The following is a 14,848-nucleotide window of genomic DNA, read 5'->3' as shown; positions in this document are numbered from 1 at the left end:
AACCACGACGCCGCAGGCTACTCTAAGCTTTGTGCGAATAAAATCCCTGTTAACAGTGCTAACGACTGCTGCAGCCGTGGTTCTGGCATCACCCTCCGCCCACGCGGTGGAGCCGGGCAGCGTCCAATCGGCGTCACCGATAGAACAGCCTGGCGTGAAGGCCACCGCTATCTCTTATTCCTCCACCCTCATGAATGGCGCGCCCACCACCGTAACCGGGATGGTCTACGAGCCCTCTGCACCATGGAACGGACCAGGCGAGCGACCCACCATCGTCTACGCTCCAGGAACTCGCGGGGCGGGCGACCAATGTGCACCGTCGCGAGCCCGCTTCGACACCAACGGCACCCGCCTTGACCAGCGCTATGAAGCTGCGGCCGCGCGCGTCTATAACTACGCGGCCTCCCAAGGAGTGCGCGTGGTAGTCACGGACTACATCGGGCTCGGAACCCCGGGGCACCATTCTTATGTCAACAACGTCGAGGAGGCCCACGCGGTTCTTGACGCCGCCCGCGCCGCGCTCCGGCTCGCCGGTGCTCCCTCCGATTCCCCCGTGGGATTTGTCGGCTATTCCCAAGGCGGCGGTGCAGCTGCCGCTGCAGGCGAATACGCCGCTAGCTACGCCCCCGAGCTCAACGTCAAGGGAACCTTCGCCGGCGCACCACCGGCAGACCTCTTCGAGGTGATGCAGGCGGTCGACGGCTCAGCGCTCGTTCACGTGTTGGGCTACGCCATCAATGGTTTTGCGGAGCGTAGCCCGGAGTTCTCCCGGGAAATCATCGATGAGATGACTCCGCGCGGCCACACATTCCTCGCCGACGCCGCCACTTTTTGTTTGCGCGAATCGATGTCTACCTGGGGAAATATTCGCACCAGTGAGCTGACCGCGAGCGGCGAGTCCTTCACCGAGCTCCTCCGCCGCAAGCCGGTGGCCTCTCGAATGCTGCACGAGCAGCGCCTCGGCCAGCGGGCTCTCAACGCCCCGATGATGGTGGTCAACTCCCCGACCGATGACATCATCCCCTACCAGCAAGCACGCCGCATGGCCCACGACTTCTGTGCTGCCGGCGGGACCGTCTACTTTGAGGACGCCTGGGCGGTCAACGTGAACCCAGGCTCGGGCACCAACCATGCCGCCCCCACGGTCCGCGCGGTTCTGCAGGGCACGAACTACCTCATCGACCGCTTCCGCGACGTCCCCGCACCGTCAAACTGCCAACCTGCCGAATCCTAGAATCGCCCCCTGGCGCCGCCATCCATCTTCATTTAATTGTCAATAAGCGCCGGCGGGGATAGGCTGAGTGCATGGCACACGAGCACCACGACCACGATCACTCCAGCACGCCGCTGCGCGCGCTCTTGATTGCGCTCAGCATTACCGGCACCGTCTTCTTCGCGGAGCTAATCGGCGGCTGGTTGGCGGGTTCAATGGCGCTGATGGCGGATGCGATGCACATGCTTTCCGACGCCGCTGGGTTGATCATCGCGGTGTTAGCGGTGTTGGTTGGGCGTCGACAAGCATCAGCCCAGGCCACGTACGGCTACCGGCGAGTAGAGGTGCTTGCTGCGCTAGCGAACGCGGTGATGGTCCTGGCGATCTCGGTGTGGATTGTCGTCGAGGCGGTGCGCCGCCTGCAGAGCCCAGCTGAGGTACAAGGAACAACGATGCTGATCATCGCGGTGATTGGCCTTGTGGCGAATGCGCTATCGGCGTGGGTGTTGCACCGGCACCGCGAATCCTCAATCAACGTGGAGGGCGCGTTCTTGCACGTGCTGGTGGATATGCTCGGCTCGATCGCAGTGATCGTGGCGGGCGTCGTGGTACTGACCACGGGGTTTGTGGCGGCGGACGTGATCGCCTCCCTGGTGATCGCGGCGATGGTGCTCCCGCGCGCCTGGCAGCTCATGCGGCTCTCGGCGAGCGTGCTGCTCGAGCAGGTCCCGGCGGACTTCGACGCCAGCGTCATCGAGCCCGCGCTGCGACAGATCGAGGGTGTTGCCGACATCCACGACCTACACCTGTGGAGCCTGGACGGCGTGAACGTGCTGACGACCGTGCACATCGTGCGCGACGGTACCGTCGAGACCGGCCCTCTGTTGGATGCCGCCCAGCAAGCCCTGCGCGAGCACGGCATCGAGCACTCCACCATCCAGATCGAGCACCCGGAGCACGAATCCCACGAGACGGTGTGCTGATTCCCTTCTAGCCCGGCTTAGGTCATGAGCGGGCGAGCAACGTCACTCCTAACACTGCTACCTGGTACTTTTCGGCGGTGGGGTGGGATTGTTCCGCACGAAACTGAACCAAGTCAAAAGGGCGTCCCGCAAAAGGCATCTGGCAAACGGCATCTTTGGGTCTAAAAACGCCATCTACAAGGCGTAAAAGGCGTTTTCAGCCGTGAAAACGCCTTATGACAGATGCCTTTTGTCAGACGCCTTTTACCAAACGCCTCCATCATCCAGGTCGAGCACCCGGAGCACGAATCTCACGAGACGGTGTGCTGATTCCCTTCTAGTGGTGGGCGGGCCTTCCCGCCCACTGGGCCTTCCCGCCCACTGGGGCGTGCCTCCCACCGCGGCTGGAGGACACACAAAGAAAGCCCCGAACCGCACGCGGTGTCACACGCATGCGGTTCGGGGCTTATTCCTTATGGGTCCAGCACGGGGCCCAAGTCAGCGCTTAAAGCGGCTGGCTAGCACCGGCACCTGCCGGCGGCGGGTTGCCGTTATCACCATCATCGTTGTGGGATTCCTCAGCGGAATCGCTACCAGACTCGTCGAGGACGTCCGGGGTGACGGTGTCAGGACCATCGGAATCCGGACCGTGGGACTCCTCATCGATCTCGGTGGCGAGTTCCTCATCGGCCTCACGCACGGCGGTCTCCTCGAGCTCATTGTCGAAGGTGTCCTCCGGCAGCGGGCGCGGACGCGGCGTGAAGGTGAAGGTGGCGGAAGAGTTGTCCTTGGACTCGCCGTCCCAGCCTTCAACGTCCACGGTGATGATCTCACCCGCACCGATTTCGCCGAAGAGGATCTTCTCGGAGAGCTGGTCCTCAATCTCGCGTTGGATGGTGCGGCGCAGCGGACGTGCACCCAAGACCGGGTCGAAGCCGCGCTTGGCCAACAGGTCCTTGGCCTTCTGGGTGAGTTCGATACCCATGTCGCGCTCGGAGAGCTGCTTCTCTACGCGGGCGATGAGCAGCTCCACCATCTCGACGATCTGCTCCTGGGTGAGCTGGTGGAAGACCACAATCTCATCGATACGGTTGAGGAACTCTGGGCGGAAGTGCTTCTTCAGCTCGTCGTTGACCTTGTTCTTCATGCGCTCGTACTGCGCATCGGCGTCATTCTCCGAAGAGCCGGTGAAGCCCAAGCCCACGGCCTTGGAGATGTCCTGGGTACCCAGGTTGGAGGTGAAGATGAGCACGGTGTTCTTGAAGTCCACCACGCGGCCCTGCCCATCGGTCAGGCGGCCATCCTCCAACACCTGCAGAAGGGTGTTGTAGATCTCCTTGTGGGCCTTTTCGATCTCATCGAAGAGCACCACGGAGAAAGGCTTGCGGCGAACCTTCTCGGTCAGCTGGCCGCCCTCTTCGTAGCCAACGTATCCCGGAGGAGCACCAAAGAGGCGGGACGCGGTGAAGCGATCGTGGAACTCACCCATATCGATCTGGATGAGGTCATCATCCGAACCGAAGAGGAAGTTGGCCAGGGACTTCGACAGCTCCGTCTTACCCACACCGGAGGGGCCTGCGAAGATGAAGGAACCGGAAGGACGGCGCGGGTCCTTCAGGCCGGCACGGGTGCGGCGAATGGCGCGGGACACGGCCTTGACGGCATCGTCCTGGCCGATGATGCGCTTGTGCAGCTCCTCTTCCATGTTGAGGAGGCGGTTGGATTCCTTCTCCGTGAGCTTGAGCACCGGAATGCCGGTCCAGTGCGCGAGGACCTCAGCGATCTGCTCCTCGCCGACCTCGGCGATTTCCTCCAAGTCACCGGAGCGCCACTGCTTTTCCTTTTCCGCGCGCTCTTCACCCAGCTTGCGCTCCTTATCGCGCAGTCCAGCGGCCTTCTCGAAGTCCTGGGCGTCAATCGCAGCTTCCTTTTCCTTGCGGACCTCTGCGATGCGATCATCCACTTCGCGCAGGCCCTCCGGGGCGGTCATGCGCTTGATGCGCATACGGGCACCGGCCTCATCGAGGAGGTCAACAGCCTTATCCGGCAGGAAGCGGTCATTGATGTAGCGGTCCGACAGGGAGGCTGCAGCCTTCAACGCTTCATCGGTGTAGGAGACGCGGTGGTGTGCCTCGTACTTATCGCGCAGCCCCTTGAGGATCAGGATGGTGTCATCGAGGGAGGGCTCTTCCACCTTGACAGGCTGGAAGCGGCGCTCCAAGGCGGCATCCTTCTCAATGTGCTTGCGGTACTCATCCAGGGTGGTGGCACCGATGGTCTGCAGCTCGCCGCGGGCCAGTTTCGGCTTCAGCAAGGAAGCAGCATCGATAGCGCCCTCGGCGGCACCGGCGCCGACCAGGGTGTGGATCTCATCGATAAAGAGGATGATGTCACCGCGCTGGTTAATCTCCTTGAGCACCTTCTTCAGGCGCTCCTCGAAGTCACCGCGGTAGCGCGAGCCAGCCACCAGGGAGCCGAGGTCCAGCGAATAGAGCTGCTTATCCTTGAGGGTCTCCGGGACCTTGCCGTTAACGATATCGAGGGCCAGGCCCTCGACCACGGCGGTCTTACCCACGCCGGGCTCACCGATGAGCACCGGGTTGTTCTTGGTGCGGCGGGACAGCACCTGCATGATGCGTTCAATCTCGGAATCGCGGCCCACGACTGGGTCCAGCTTGCCGTCGCGCGCAGCCTGGGTAAGGTTGCGGCCGAACTGGTCCAGTACCAGGGAGTTGGAGCGCTCGCCGGAGCCACCCGGGCCGCCACGGCCACCCTGGCCAGCGCCGGCACCGGCGCCTACCGGGCCGGGGCCACCCTGGGACTGGTTGCCTTCTCCCTCGTTGCCTTCATAACCGGAGAGCAGCTGGATAACCTGCTGGCGCACGCGCGGCAGGTCGGCGCCCAGCTTGGTCAGGACCTGGGCAGCCACGCCGTCACCCTCACGGATGAGGCCGAGCAGCAGGAACTCAGTGCCAATGTACTTGTGGCCCATCTGAAGACCCTCACGCAGGGAGAGCTCGAGAACCTTCTTCGCGCGCGGGGTAAATGGGATGTGGCCGGTGTGCGGCTGAGAACCTTGACCAATAATCTCTTCCACCTCACGGCGGACGTCCTCCAGCGAGATACCCATGGACTCCAAAGCCTTGGCTGCTACACCTTCGCCTTCGTGAATAAGCCCCAGGAGGATGTGCTCGGTGCCGATGTAATTGTGGTTGAGCATGCGTGCTTCCTCCTGCGCCAAAACAATGACGCGGCGAGCACGGTCAGTAAACCTCTCGAACATTACCTCTTACCTTTCGCTGTAAATGTGTCATCCACTCTAACGCGCGGGGCGGACACTCCATTCGCGAATTCCGCACCCCCCTTCTCAAAAACCTCGTTTCCCCAGGTAGAACCACTGTACGCCGGTAGCGAACAGGTGGCGGGAGGCGTCGCCAAGCGCCTGCGCGCAAGCCTTAAAGTAAAGTAACTCTTCAGTCAACACTGGTTACATCCCCGCGGGAAGGAGCCTCCCCCGATGCAACAGGCACAGCACGGCACCCTGCTTATCGACGATCTGATTGGGCACTCCCGCCTCCTCGAGGTCTCCGAAACCGTCACCCTTGGCCGCCAGGGGGACTTCCTACTGGCCTCCGATGATCCCGCCATGCACCGCACGTTCCTGCAGGTGTGGTCCAACGGCTCACAGTGGTTCATCAAGAACATCGGCAGTTTCATCGCCGCTACGATCCAGCCGCCCGCCGCCTGCGGCTTCGGCCGCACCCTCATCAGCCCCGGCAGTATTGAGGTTCTGCACCCGGGAACCTCCACACTCTATTTCTCCACTGCCACCATGAGCTACGAGTGCGAGCTCACCGTCATGCAGTCGCTGCGCAGCCCACAGCCCAGCCTTCCACCGGATGGACCGTTTACCACCCACGTCTTCGAGCCGAATGAGGAGCAATGCCTGCTGCTCAAGACCCTCGCTCAGCCGCTCCTCGACAACCCCGCTGCGGAGCCACGGGTGGTCGTGAGTAGTCAGCGCGAGCTAGCAGAGGCCCTGGACTGGACGGAAAAGAAAGTAGAGCGCAAGATTCAGACGCTGGCGGAGACCTTGCAAAAGCTCGGCGTTCCGCAGTTCCAGCCGGGCCAAAAGATCTCATGGCGCATTGTGCTCGCCCAATTCGCGGCCGCGCACCCGCACTACTATGCGCACCTTTCATAACAATTCAGCATTATTGTTTTAAGCCGCTCACCGGTGCTGTTATTCTTTGTCTGATTCTGGCCCCTATCTATTTTTATCCCCTTCTATCCCTCATCTGTCCCTCTGCAAGGATCTGACAACCAATGTTCGCCTCCGTCTCTCCGCGCGCGCTAGCTGGACTCGGCGTAGCGCTCCTCGCGCTGTCTGCGTGCGCGACGAACAAAGACACCGCGGAGGATGCGCCCAAGTTCACGGTCACGGGCCAGACCACCCTGTCCCAGCACGAAGACGTTCCTGTCGAGGGCACCGATTCCGAGATCCCAGAACCCAGCGAACCTTCGCACCTGCGTCAGGAGGACGGCACCTACCTGCTCACGAAGAAGGAAGCGGGCCCAGGAGTGGTCAACGAAATCGTGGCCACCTACTCGGGCGTGGAGCCCTACGGTTTCCAAACCCTGCGCGTTGAGCTGGACAACCGGCGCTACGACGGGACCATCGGCGGCTCTGCCCCGACCGGCGTACTGCAGTGGGCCACCGGGGGTGCCCTTGTCCTCAGCGTGCAGGCCACGAACTTGAGTGGGGACGAGGCAGATCTGGATAACAATGCCGAATGGCAGGTGGCGCTTCTCGACGACACCCAGTCACACCACCTCAAGGAGGGCGAGGATTTCGTCGTGGACTGTGAGTCCGGCGAGTGCACGCTGGTTGCTCGGCTCACCGACCCCGGCGACTTCGTCGCAGAGATCAGCATCCGGCAGGCCGGTTATGAGCCTTTTGTCATTCACCAGCCCATCATCGTCGCCGCATAGCCATGAACAGCCAGCCCACCGCTTCCGGTCTGCCTTTGGATCTTGAGCCCGAGCTCAGCGCCAAGGGCTACTCGCAGTTCCACCAGATCGGTGCGGGTGGCATGGGCACCATCGTCTTTGCCCGCAAGGAAAGCTTGGACCGCGAGGTCGCCATCAAGGTCATCGCGCAGCATGCGGCCGAGGATGATGAGGAGGTCCGCCGCTTCATGGCGGAGATGCGCACCGTCGCGGCACTCGAGCATCCGGCCATCGTGCCTATCTACGATGGCGACATCACCCCGGGCGGCGTGCCTTATTTCATTATGAAATTTCTGCGCGGCCCTAGCTTGGAGGCGCACATTAACCAGCGGATCTTGGACAATTCCAAGTTCACGGTGGAGGAAACCGTGCAGCTGCTCGCGCCCATCGCACAGGCCCTGGACTACCTGGCGGCCCTTCCATCGCCGGTCATTCACCGCGACGTCAAGCCCGCGAACATCATCGCCGATAGCACGCCTTCCCCCACGGCCCACAGTGATAACGAGGGCTGTACCGTCATGCTGGCGGACTTTGGCATCGCCATCAATGAGGACACGACGCGCTTGACCCGCGAAGGCCTGCGCGTGGGCACGGATGCCTACATGGCGCCGGAGCTCTACCCCACGCAGTTGGTCAAGCAGCCACCGCAGCCGACCGCCGCCAGTGACCGCTACTCGCTCGCGCTCATCGCGCTGGAGATGCTCACTCTGGTTAATCTGCGCCGCGCCACCAGTCCCCAGCAGTGGGCGCACAGCCGTGTGATACCGCAGTTGACCGCTCATAATCTGGCGCCTGGCGACGCTCCCCTCGCCCCCGCCCTCAACACTTTCTTCGCCTCCGCGTTGAACCCGGATCCTCAGCAGCGCTTCGCCACTGCATCGATTATGCTCGCGGAGCTGAGTGAGCTGGCGTCCGCGCCGCGCCCCGCAGCCCCGGATGCTGCCGCCGGCCCTGCTACGCCACCGGCCAGCCCCCACCACGAGCGCGCCGAGCAGCCGCGGCGTCGCCATCTGAGCATCCTCGGGGGCGTGCTTGCGGCGGTGTTGCTGTGTCTGGCAGTCGCCGGCGGACTAGCGCTGTACGGCGCGGGGTGGGACGAGCACGACGAGGTTCTGGCCCAACAATTTCCACAGCTATTGCCGGAGCACCCTGGCCGCGCCCCGTGGCGCAACCTCGACTGCCGCCCCGCGCTGCCGGAAGCGGGGCAGCAAGCTCGAATCGTGTGCAGGAGCGACGACCTCACGCTCGTCGCAGCTGATTTCGGCACGGAGGACAACCGTAACTCCATCATGCCGCGCCGCCTCGACGTCTTAGTCCAGGATGCGTGCAGCATCACCTCGGCGGAAATCCCTCACCAGCCGGGAACGTGGGGAGTGTACCCCTCGGGAGTCTCCGCGCGTTTTGCTCTCGTTCTTGCTGGTCCGCATGCCCACGAGGACCGTTTGAGCTTGCCCATCTGTTAGCCCACCCTGGCGGGAGCGCTGTGTCACGCCCATGGACACGGTGTCGCCTTTAGAATGAGGAAGATTCTTATACCTCACCGTCTACCTCCTCCACGAAGGATTTCTCTCACCGTGACTACGCTTCCTGAATTTTTCACTACCCAGCACCGGCTGCGCGAGAAGGCTGTCTTGGACCAAGGGGCGGGCTCCTCGCTGTTTCTCGTGGAAGATCCCTCGCAGGACGAACTCCTCGTAGAGATTTATGGTCCGGAGCACCGCGGCGTGCTCCGCCAGTCCGGAATCGTTGGCCAGCTGCAGCACAGCGCTATTGCCCCCGTCGTGGGCACGGGCACGATGAACAATGGTCAGGAGTTTTTTGTGCGCCGCAGCCTGCCGGGCGAGCAGCTGTCGAAGTACACGTCGTCTGGCATCGGCGCCCACCACCTTTCCCAGGAGGAGGCTCTCGCCGTCTTTGCTCCCTTGGCCGACGCCACGGACTTCCTTATCCAGCAGGGCCGCGCTGGCTTTGCTCTCCGTGCGCTCAACCCGCGACGCATCATCCTCACCGATAACCGCTCGAACGCCTTCTTCGCCTCAGTCGGCCCAGCCACCGCTACCGACGCCCCCACTGCCTCCGCGAAGGAGGTCATCGACCGCCTGGCCCAGCTCGTCTCCGCGGCCTACCCAGGCTTCCGCGCTGCGGCCGCCTACCCCTCAGCCGCCGCCGTTATCGACGCCGTGCGCAGCACAAACACCGACAGCTCGAGCCCGAGCCCGGGCGCGGCCCCGTGGCAGTCAGCTCCGCAGCATACCGCTGCCCCGCAGGAGGACTGGGCCGGGCCGCAGCAACCCCAGCAACCCCAGCCTGGCTATGCTGCCGATCCCGCGGAGTCATCACCCACCACGCGCACCTCGAAATCGAAGGGCAAGGTCTTTGCGGGCTTGGGCGTGGGCCTTCTTCTCCTGCTCCTGGTTGGTGGGCTGCTGTGGTTCTTCTTGGGGAGGTCGGCGTGGTCCGACTCAGAGCAGGCGCTTGCCGACGGCCACCCCGGGCTCATCAGCTCCCGCCCCGGCGACGAAGGCTTCAACGGCGCCACCTGCGAATCCCGTGCTCCGGAGGACGGCCAAGAGGCGAAGATTACGTGCGTTGGTGACGGCGTGAGCTACTCCGTGGCGCGGTACAGGGACGTCACCCAGCGCGAGGCCGCCGGCCCGACGCAGGGCGCGCAGGAACTATCCAACGGACGCTGCACCGTGTACAGCTACGACATTTCCGATTCCGAGCCGGTGTTCTACATGAGCGCCGAGGACTCCGCTGACGCCGTCCTCGTCTGGGGCGAGGACGCAGAGGACATCCGCCTCAACCTGCCGCTGTGTTAAACCGCGCACTTAATCCGCGCGCTTAAGCAGCGGTGCTATCACCGCAATGGCGATGCCGGCCACGCCGGCAAACAGGAAAGCCCAGTGCGTTCCCTGCGCCGTCGCCGCGGCCGGGCTTAGCCCAGCGGCAGCGCCAGCCAGGGTGCCGCGGGTGAGGAAGACAACGAGCAAAGCCGTTCCCGTCGCACCCGCCAACTGCTGGAAAGTGTTCATGATTGCCGAGCCGTGCGAGTAGAGCTTCTTCGGAAGCGAGGACAGCGCAGTGGTCATCAGCGGCGTCATCATCAAGCACATGCCGAGGGAGAAGATCACGTGCATACCCACGACCATCCACACGGCTGAGTTCTCACCCAAGGTGGCCATGAGCCACAGCCCGGCCACCATGAGCAGCGACCCGGGAATCATGAGCGGGCGCGGGCCATAGGAATCGAAGAGCCGGCCCACAATCGGAGAGAGGAAGGCTTGGAGGATGCCGCCCGGCATCACCGCCAACCCCGTGGCAAAGGCCGTAGCACCCAGTGTGGTTTGCAGATAGATGGGCAAGACCGTGACCATTCCCAGCATGAGCCCAAAGGACAGGAGGAGGATGATCACCGCGAGGGTGAAATTGCGCACACGGAAGGGACGCAGATCCATCAGGGCGCGATCCTCCAGCGCCAAGCGCTGCTGCCGACGGATGAATACGGCGAGCGCGATGACGCCCACCACGGTAACGGCGATGTCCACCCAGCCGTCACCCTGCAGGATCTTTTCCATCGAGGACAGGCCGTAGATCAAACCGCCAAACGCGAAGGCGGAAAGGACGACGGAGAGGCCGTCGAGCGGGGTATCACGGTTCTCCCCCACATTGTCCAAACGCCACAGCCCGGCGACGAGAATGAGGGCGATGAGCGGGACCATGGCCCAGAAGATAACGTGCCAGGTGAAGTGGTTGAGAATCGCTCCGCCGACGGTGGGGCCCAATGCCGGGGCCACGGAGATCACCACGGAAATGATGCCCATCACCGTGCCACGACGCTGCGCTGGGACCAGCGTCATGGCCACGGTCATAAGGGTAGGGATCATCAAAGCGGTTCCGCCAGCTTGAAGGACGCGGCCCACCAGCAGGATGAAGAAGCTCGGTGCGAGGGCCGCCACCACGGTTCCGGCCAGGAAGAGCCCCGCGGACGCAACGAAGATCTGGCGCGTCGTGAGCCTTTCCAGAAGGAAGCCGGTGGTCGGGATAACCACAGCCATGGTGAGCATGAATCCCGTCAACAACCACTGGGCACTCGTGGCAGGAATGGAGTAGTCCGCCATAATGGCTGGTAGCGCAACGGAGAGCGAGGTCTCGTTGAGAATCATGACCATCGCTCCCAGCACCAGGATGCTGAGGGTAGTTATTACCTTCGAAGGGATTTCAGCGGACATGCGGCCGGCTACACCTTTCAACTTTTCTATTTTGGGTCTTCAGCGCTGCTACTCACATCGTCAGCGCCCAAGAGACAACACGTGAGCGATTTAGTGTATTCCTCTGGTGGCCGGGGGTGCCACACGAGCCAAATGTGAACCCTCGTTGGGTGGCACTCCCCGGAATCTCAGCAGGCGCGTTAGGCCACACGGCAGTGTAAAGGTGACAGCGCCCTCCGTACTACTCAAAGCTCTAAAAGCTACTGCCTAAAGTTACAGAAAGGCCTCTGGATGCAGCGCGACCTCCTTGTCACTAACTCCGCTGGGGAGCGCGCCGTCGTGCGCCCAGGTCAGCAGCTAGTGGCAGGCCGCGCGGGGGACTTCCCGCTGGCTCCTGATGACGCCTCCATGCACCGCCACTTCCTCCACTTCTGGCAGCAAGAGGACAACTGGATGGTGAGTAACGTGGGCAGCTTCCTCGCGGCGGAATTATCCTCCCCACACATCCGCACGCACGGCCCCATCAGGCTGCCGCCGCAGGCTACCGCAGCCATCCCCAAGGGCACCTCGCTGCTGTGCTTCACGACGCCCAGCGGTTCCTACGAACTCACGCTGACGCGCGCCCCGCACTGATCTAGCGCTGCCCACCTTTCTCTGACACGAGTGCACGCGCGGCCGGGTCCAGGACGACGACAGCGCCACCGTCTTCAATGCTGCAGCCAAGCCACCGATAGTCGGGCTCGTCTGGCCAGCCGGGATCGGCGTTATAGGAGCAACTGAAATCATCTTCCATGAGGTACCCACGGTTGCCGCCCTCCATGGGCGCGAAGTCATAGTTCTTGTAATACTCAAGAACTTCCATTGCCCGCGCGCAATTCGTCCCGTTTTCTTTGGCATAGACATACTCGCCATTGCCGAGGTCCCCACAGATGGTTCCGGTCATAGCTTTCCCTTCCCCATCTGGCTGCGGTGGGAAGGTATCGGAGTAGTACTCACCATCGTCTTTCACTGTGAAGTGGTGGCCATCGATCTTGACCGTGAACTCATCCTCATTCACGGATTCAAACGTCACACCGTTCATCGTGACGGTGTTCCCTGCTTCTAGCATGGTGGGCGCCGCGGCGTCTCCGCCCATTTTCACATTGGGATAAAAGCCCGCGTTCGCATCGAAGTTGACGGAGTTAGAAAGCCAGAACGGCTGCCCGGTCGCCGGGTACAGGGGCGGATCAGCGAGCATTACGCTGCACCCGATCAAACCTTGATCTTCAGTAACTGTGCAGGCCACACGGTCATTCGGGCTGCTCACTCCATACACCGTGGAGGTCGCGTGTCCCAAGTTGGTGGCGATGAAGTCTTCCTTATCTAATTCTTTAAGGCCCGAGTCACCTTCCTTGTCCTTCGCGGACGTCGGAGCCGGGCTCGCTTCCGTAGATTCAGTGTTATCGGCGGAAGTCTCGGCGGTGGAGGTGTTGTGGAATTGCGGCTCACCGCTGGTGGAATCCTCGGCAGCAGAACACGCTGCCGCTGTACAGGCGATCAGTGCGAGGGGCAGGGCATTCAGAAGCTTTGTCACACCTGCATTTTCCCATGGATTGGTCAATCCTGCGGCTAGCCGCAGCAACTTTCCCTCATTGGGGGCTGGAGGCGCAGCAATGAGAAAACCCGAAAACCCGCGCAGCCACCACAGTGGCGGGCGCGGGCAGGTGGAGGCTAGGAGAAACTAGTGCTCCGGCTTCACGATCGGGAAGAGCACGGTCTCGCGGATGCCCAGGCCGGTCAGCGCCATGAGCAGGCGGTCCATGCCCATGCCAGCACCGGCTGTCGGCGGCATGCCCTGCTCCATGGCGGCGAGGAAGTCCTCATCCAGCACCATGGCTTCCTCATCACCGCCGGCGGCAAGGCGGGCTTGGTCCTCGAAGCGCTCGCGCTGGATTACGGGATCCACCAGCTCCGAGTAGCCCGTGGCCAGCTCGAAGCCGCGCACGTACAGGTCCCACTTCTCCGTCACGCCCGGCTGGGAGCGGTGCTGGCGGGTCAGCGGGGAGGTCTCAACCGGGAAGTTCTTCACAAAGATCGGGCCTTCGAGCTGGTCCTCGCAGAGCACCTCCCAGATCTCCTCCACCAGCTTGCCGTGGCCCCAGCCGCCGTTCTTCGGGACGTCGAGCCCGATGACGTCGGCAATCGCCTTGAGCTCCTCGACGGTGGAGTCGATGGTCACTTCCGGCTGGCCGGGGAACTTGCGCTGCAGAGCCTCGTTGAGGGAGGGGTACATTTCAATCTCCGGCCACTCTTCGCCGCCGAGGTCATACTCCGTGCCATCCGCCAGGGTGACGGTGGTGGAACCGAAGACTGCGCGGGCCACCGACTGGATGGACTCGCGAATGGTGCGAGCACAGTCGCTGTAGTCGCCCCATGCCTCGTAGGTCTCCAGCATGGCGAACTCCGGGGAGTGGGAGCGGTCAACGCCCTCGTTGCGGAAGTTGCGGTTGATTTCAAAGACGCGGTCAATGCCGCCGACAACAGCGCGCTTCAGGAAGAGCTCCGGGGCGATGCGCAGGTACAGGTCAATGTCCAAAGCATTGGAGTGGGTCACGAACGGGCGGGCCGCCGCACCACCGTGGAGGGTCTGCAGCATCGGGGTTTCGATCTCCACGAAGCCCTGATCTTCCAGGTAGTTGCGCAGCGCACGCATGACCTTCACGCGGGTCATGGCATTCTTGCGGGCCTCCTCGCGCACGATGAGGTCGTTATAGCGCTGGCGGACGCGAGTTTCTTCGTTCATGTCAGCGAAGGAGACCGGAAGCGGGCGCAAGGACTTCGCCGCCATGGTCCACGTGGAAGCCATGACGGAGAGCTCACCGCGGCGCGAAGCAATGACGCGGCCGCGTACGGAGATGAAATCACCCAGGTCAACGTCAGACTTCCACGCGGCGAGGCGCTCCTCCCCTACCTCCGCCAGCGACAGCATGGCCTGTACCTGGGTGCCATCACCATCCTGCAAGGTGGCAAAGCAGAGCTTGCCGGTATTACGCATGAAGATAAGGCGGCCGGCGATGGCTACCTCGACGTCAGTCTCCTCACCCGCGCTGAGGTAGGTGACGCCCTCTTCCGCGGCCGGCTCTTCGCCCTCTGCAACGACCTGGAACTGCTGGCGGAGATCCCGCAGGGAGATCGTGCGGTCCACGGTCACCGGATAAGGCTCGGTGCCGGACTCCAACAGTCGGGCGCGCTTCTCGCGGCGGATGCGCAGCTGCTCGGGGACGTCAGTAACTTCAGTATTCTTCTTCTCGCTCACGGTTGTCTAGGGTAGTCGATCCCCATACGCTGGCGCGATCCCGGTTCACAGAGTGTTCATCTAGCCGTTAGACAGCATCAACCGCGCGGCCATCTCAACCGTATTAACTCAGTGCGTCCGTTGCGACATCCCCGCGCAACCAACGAGTTCGATTTTT

At 62.7% G+C, this 14,848-nt stretch carries 11 protein-coding genes; 7 read left to right on the top strand and 4 right to left on the bottom strand.

Going from position 1 to position 14,848, the window contains the following annotated elements:
* Positions 1-55: 55 nt before the first annotated feature.
* Entirely contained in the window at positions 56-1,234 is a 1,179-nt protein-coding gene (locus ABZS45_RS12325) for a lipase family protein (protein WP_412100071.1), read from the top strand.
* 71 nt (positions 1,235-1,305) lie between these two features.
* Positions 1,306-2,196, top strand: a complete 891-nt coding sequence (locus ABZS45_RS12320; RefSeq protein WP_046647215.1) for a cation diffusion facilitator family transporter — start codon at positions 1,306-1,308, stop codon at positions 2,194-2,196.
* 484 nt (positions 2,197-2,680) lie between these two features.
* Here ABZS45_RS12320 and ABZS45_RS12315 read toward each other — a convergent pair whose 3' ends face one another.
* Positions 2,681-5,458 (bottom strand): ATP-dependent Clp protease ATP-binding subunit, encoded by a 2,778-nt coding sequence (locus ABZS45_RS12315; RefSeq protein WP_046647214.1) that lies wholly within the window; start codon positions 5,456-5,458, stop codon positions 2,681-2,683.
* A gap of 234 nt (positions 5,459-5,692) precedes the next feature.
* On the opposite strand from ABZS45_RS12315, the gene ABZS45_RS12310 reads away from it, so the two are divergent.
* From ABZS45_RS12310 to ABZS45_RS12295, 4 genes are all read left to right on the top strand, one after another.
* On the top strand, positions 5,693-6,379 hold the full coding sequence (locus ABZS45_RS12310; protein ID WP_046647213.1) for a hypothetical protein: 687 nt from the start codon (positions 5,693-5,695) through the stop codon (positions 6,377-6,379).
* 122 nt (positions 6,380-6,501) lie between these two features.
* Positions 6,502-7,167, top strand: a complete 666-nt coding sequence (locus ABZS45_RS12305) for a hypothetical protein (protein WP_412100070.1) — start codon at positions 6,502-6,504, stop codon at positions 7,165-7,167.
* Between the two features lie 2 nt (positions 7,168-7,169).
* Entirely contained in the window at positions 7,170-8,648 is a 1,479-nt protein-coding gene (locus ABZS45_RS12300) for a serine/threonine-protein kinase (RefSeq protein WP_049154723.1), read from the top strand.
* A gap of 111 nt (positions 8,649-8,759) precedes the next feature.
* The gene (locus ABZS45_RS12295) at positions 8,760-10,007 is read left to right on the top strand and encodes a serine/threonine protein kinase (protein ID WP_412100069.1); all 1,248 of its coding nucleotides are present in this window, start codon (positions 8,760-8,762) and stop codon (positions 10,005-10,007) included.
* Positions 10,008-10,016: 9 nt separating this feature from the next.
* On the opposite strand, the gene ABZS45_RS12290 is transcribed toward ABZS45_RS12295, so the two are convergent.
* Positions 10,017-11,417, bottom strand: coding sequence for an MDR family MFS transporter (locus ABZS45_RS12290; protein ID WP_070515880.1), 1,401 nt, complete (start codon positions 11,415-11,417; stop codon positions 10,017-10,019).
* A 270-nt stretch (positions 11,418-11,687) separates the two neighbouring features.
* Here ABZS45_RS12290 and ABZS45_RS12285 point away from each other — a divergent pair, with 270 nt between their 5' ends.
* A complete protein-coding gene (locus tag ABZS45_RS12285; RefSeq protein ID WP_102233531.1) occupies positions 11,688-12,029 on the top strand; it encodes a hypothetical protein in 342 nt (113 codons plus the stop codon).
* A gap of 1 nt (position 12,030) precedes the next feature.
* On the opposite strand, the gene ABZS45_RS12280 is transcribed toward ABZS45_RS12285, so the two are convergent.
* Positions 12,031-12,969 carry a hypothetical protein gene (locus tag ABZS45_RS12280; protein ID WP_049154719.1) on the bottom strand — a complete coding sequence of 313 codons (939 nt, stop codon included), beginning with the start codon at positions 12,967-12,969 and terminating at the stop codon, positions 12,031-12,033.
* A gap of 147 nt (positions 12,970-13,116) precedes the next feature.
* The gene (gene lysS / locus ABZS45_RS12275) at positions 13,117-14,691 is read right to left on the bottom strand and encodes a lysine--tRNA ligase (protein WP_412100068.1); all 1,575 of its coding nucleotides are present in this window, start codon (positions 14,689-14,691) and stop codon (positions 13,117-13,119) included.
* Positions 14,692-14,848 lie beyond the last annotated feature (157 nt).

This window comes from Corynebacterium aurimucosum (assembly GCF_046895345.1).
In the GTDB taxonomy this organism is placed as follows: Bacteria; Actinomycetota; Actinomycetes; order Mycobacteriales; family Mycobacteriaceae; genus Corynebacterium; species Corynebacterium aurimucosum_G.
The sequence above is the reverse complement of the archived record's forward strand: the minus strand, read 5'-3'. Positions and strand labels throughout refer to the sequence as shown.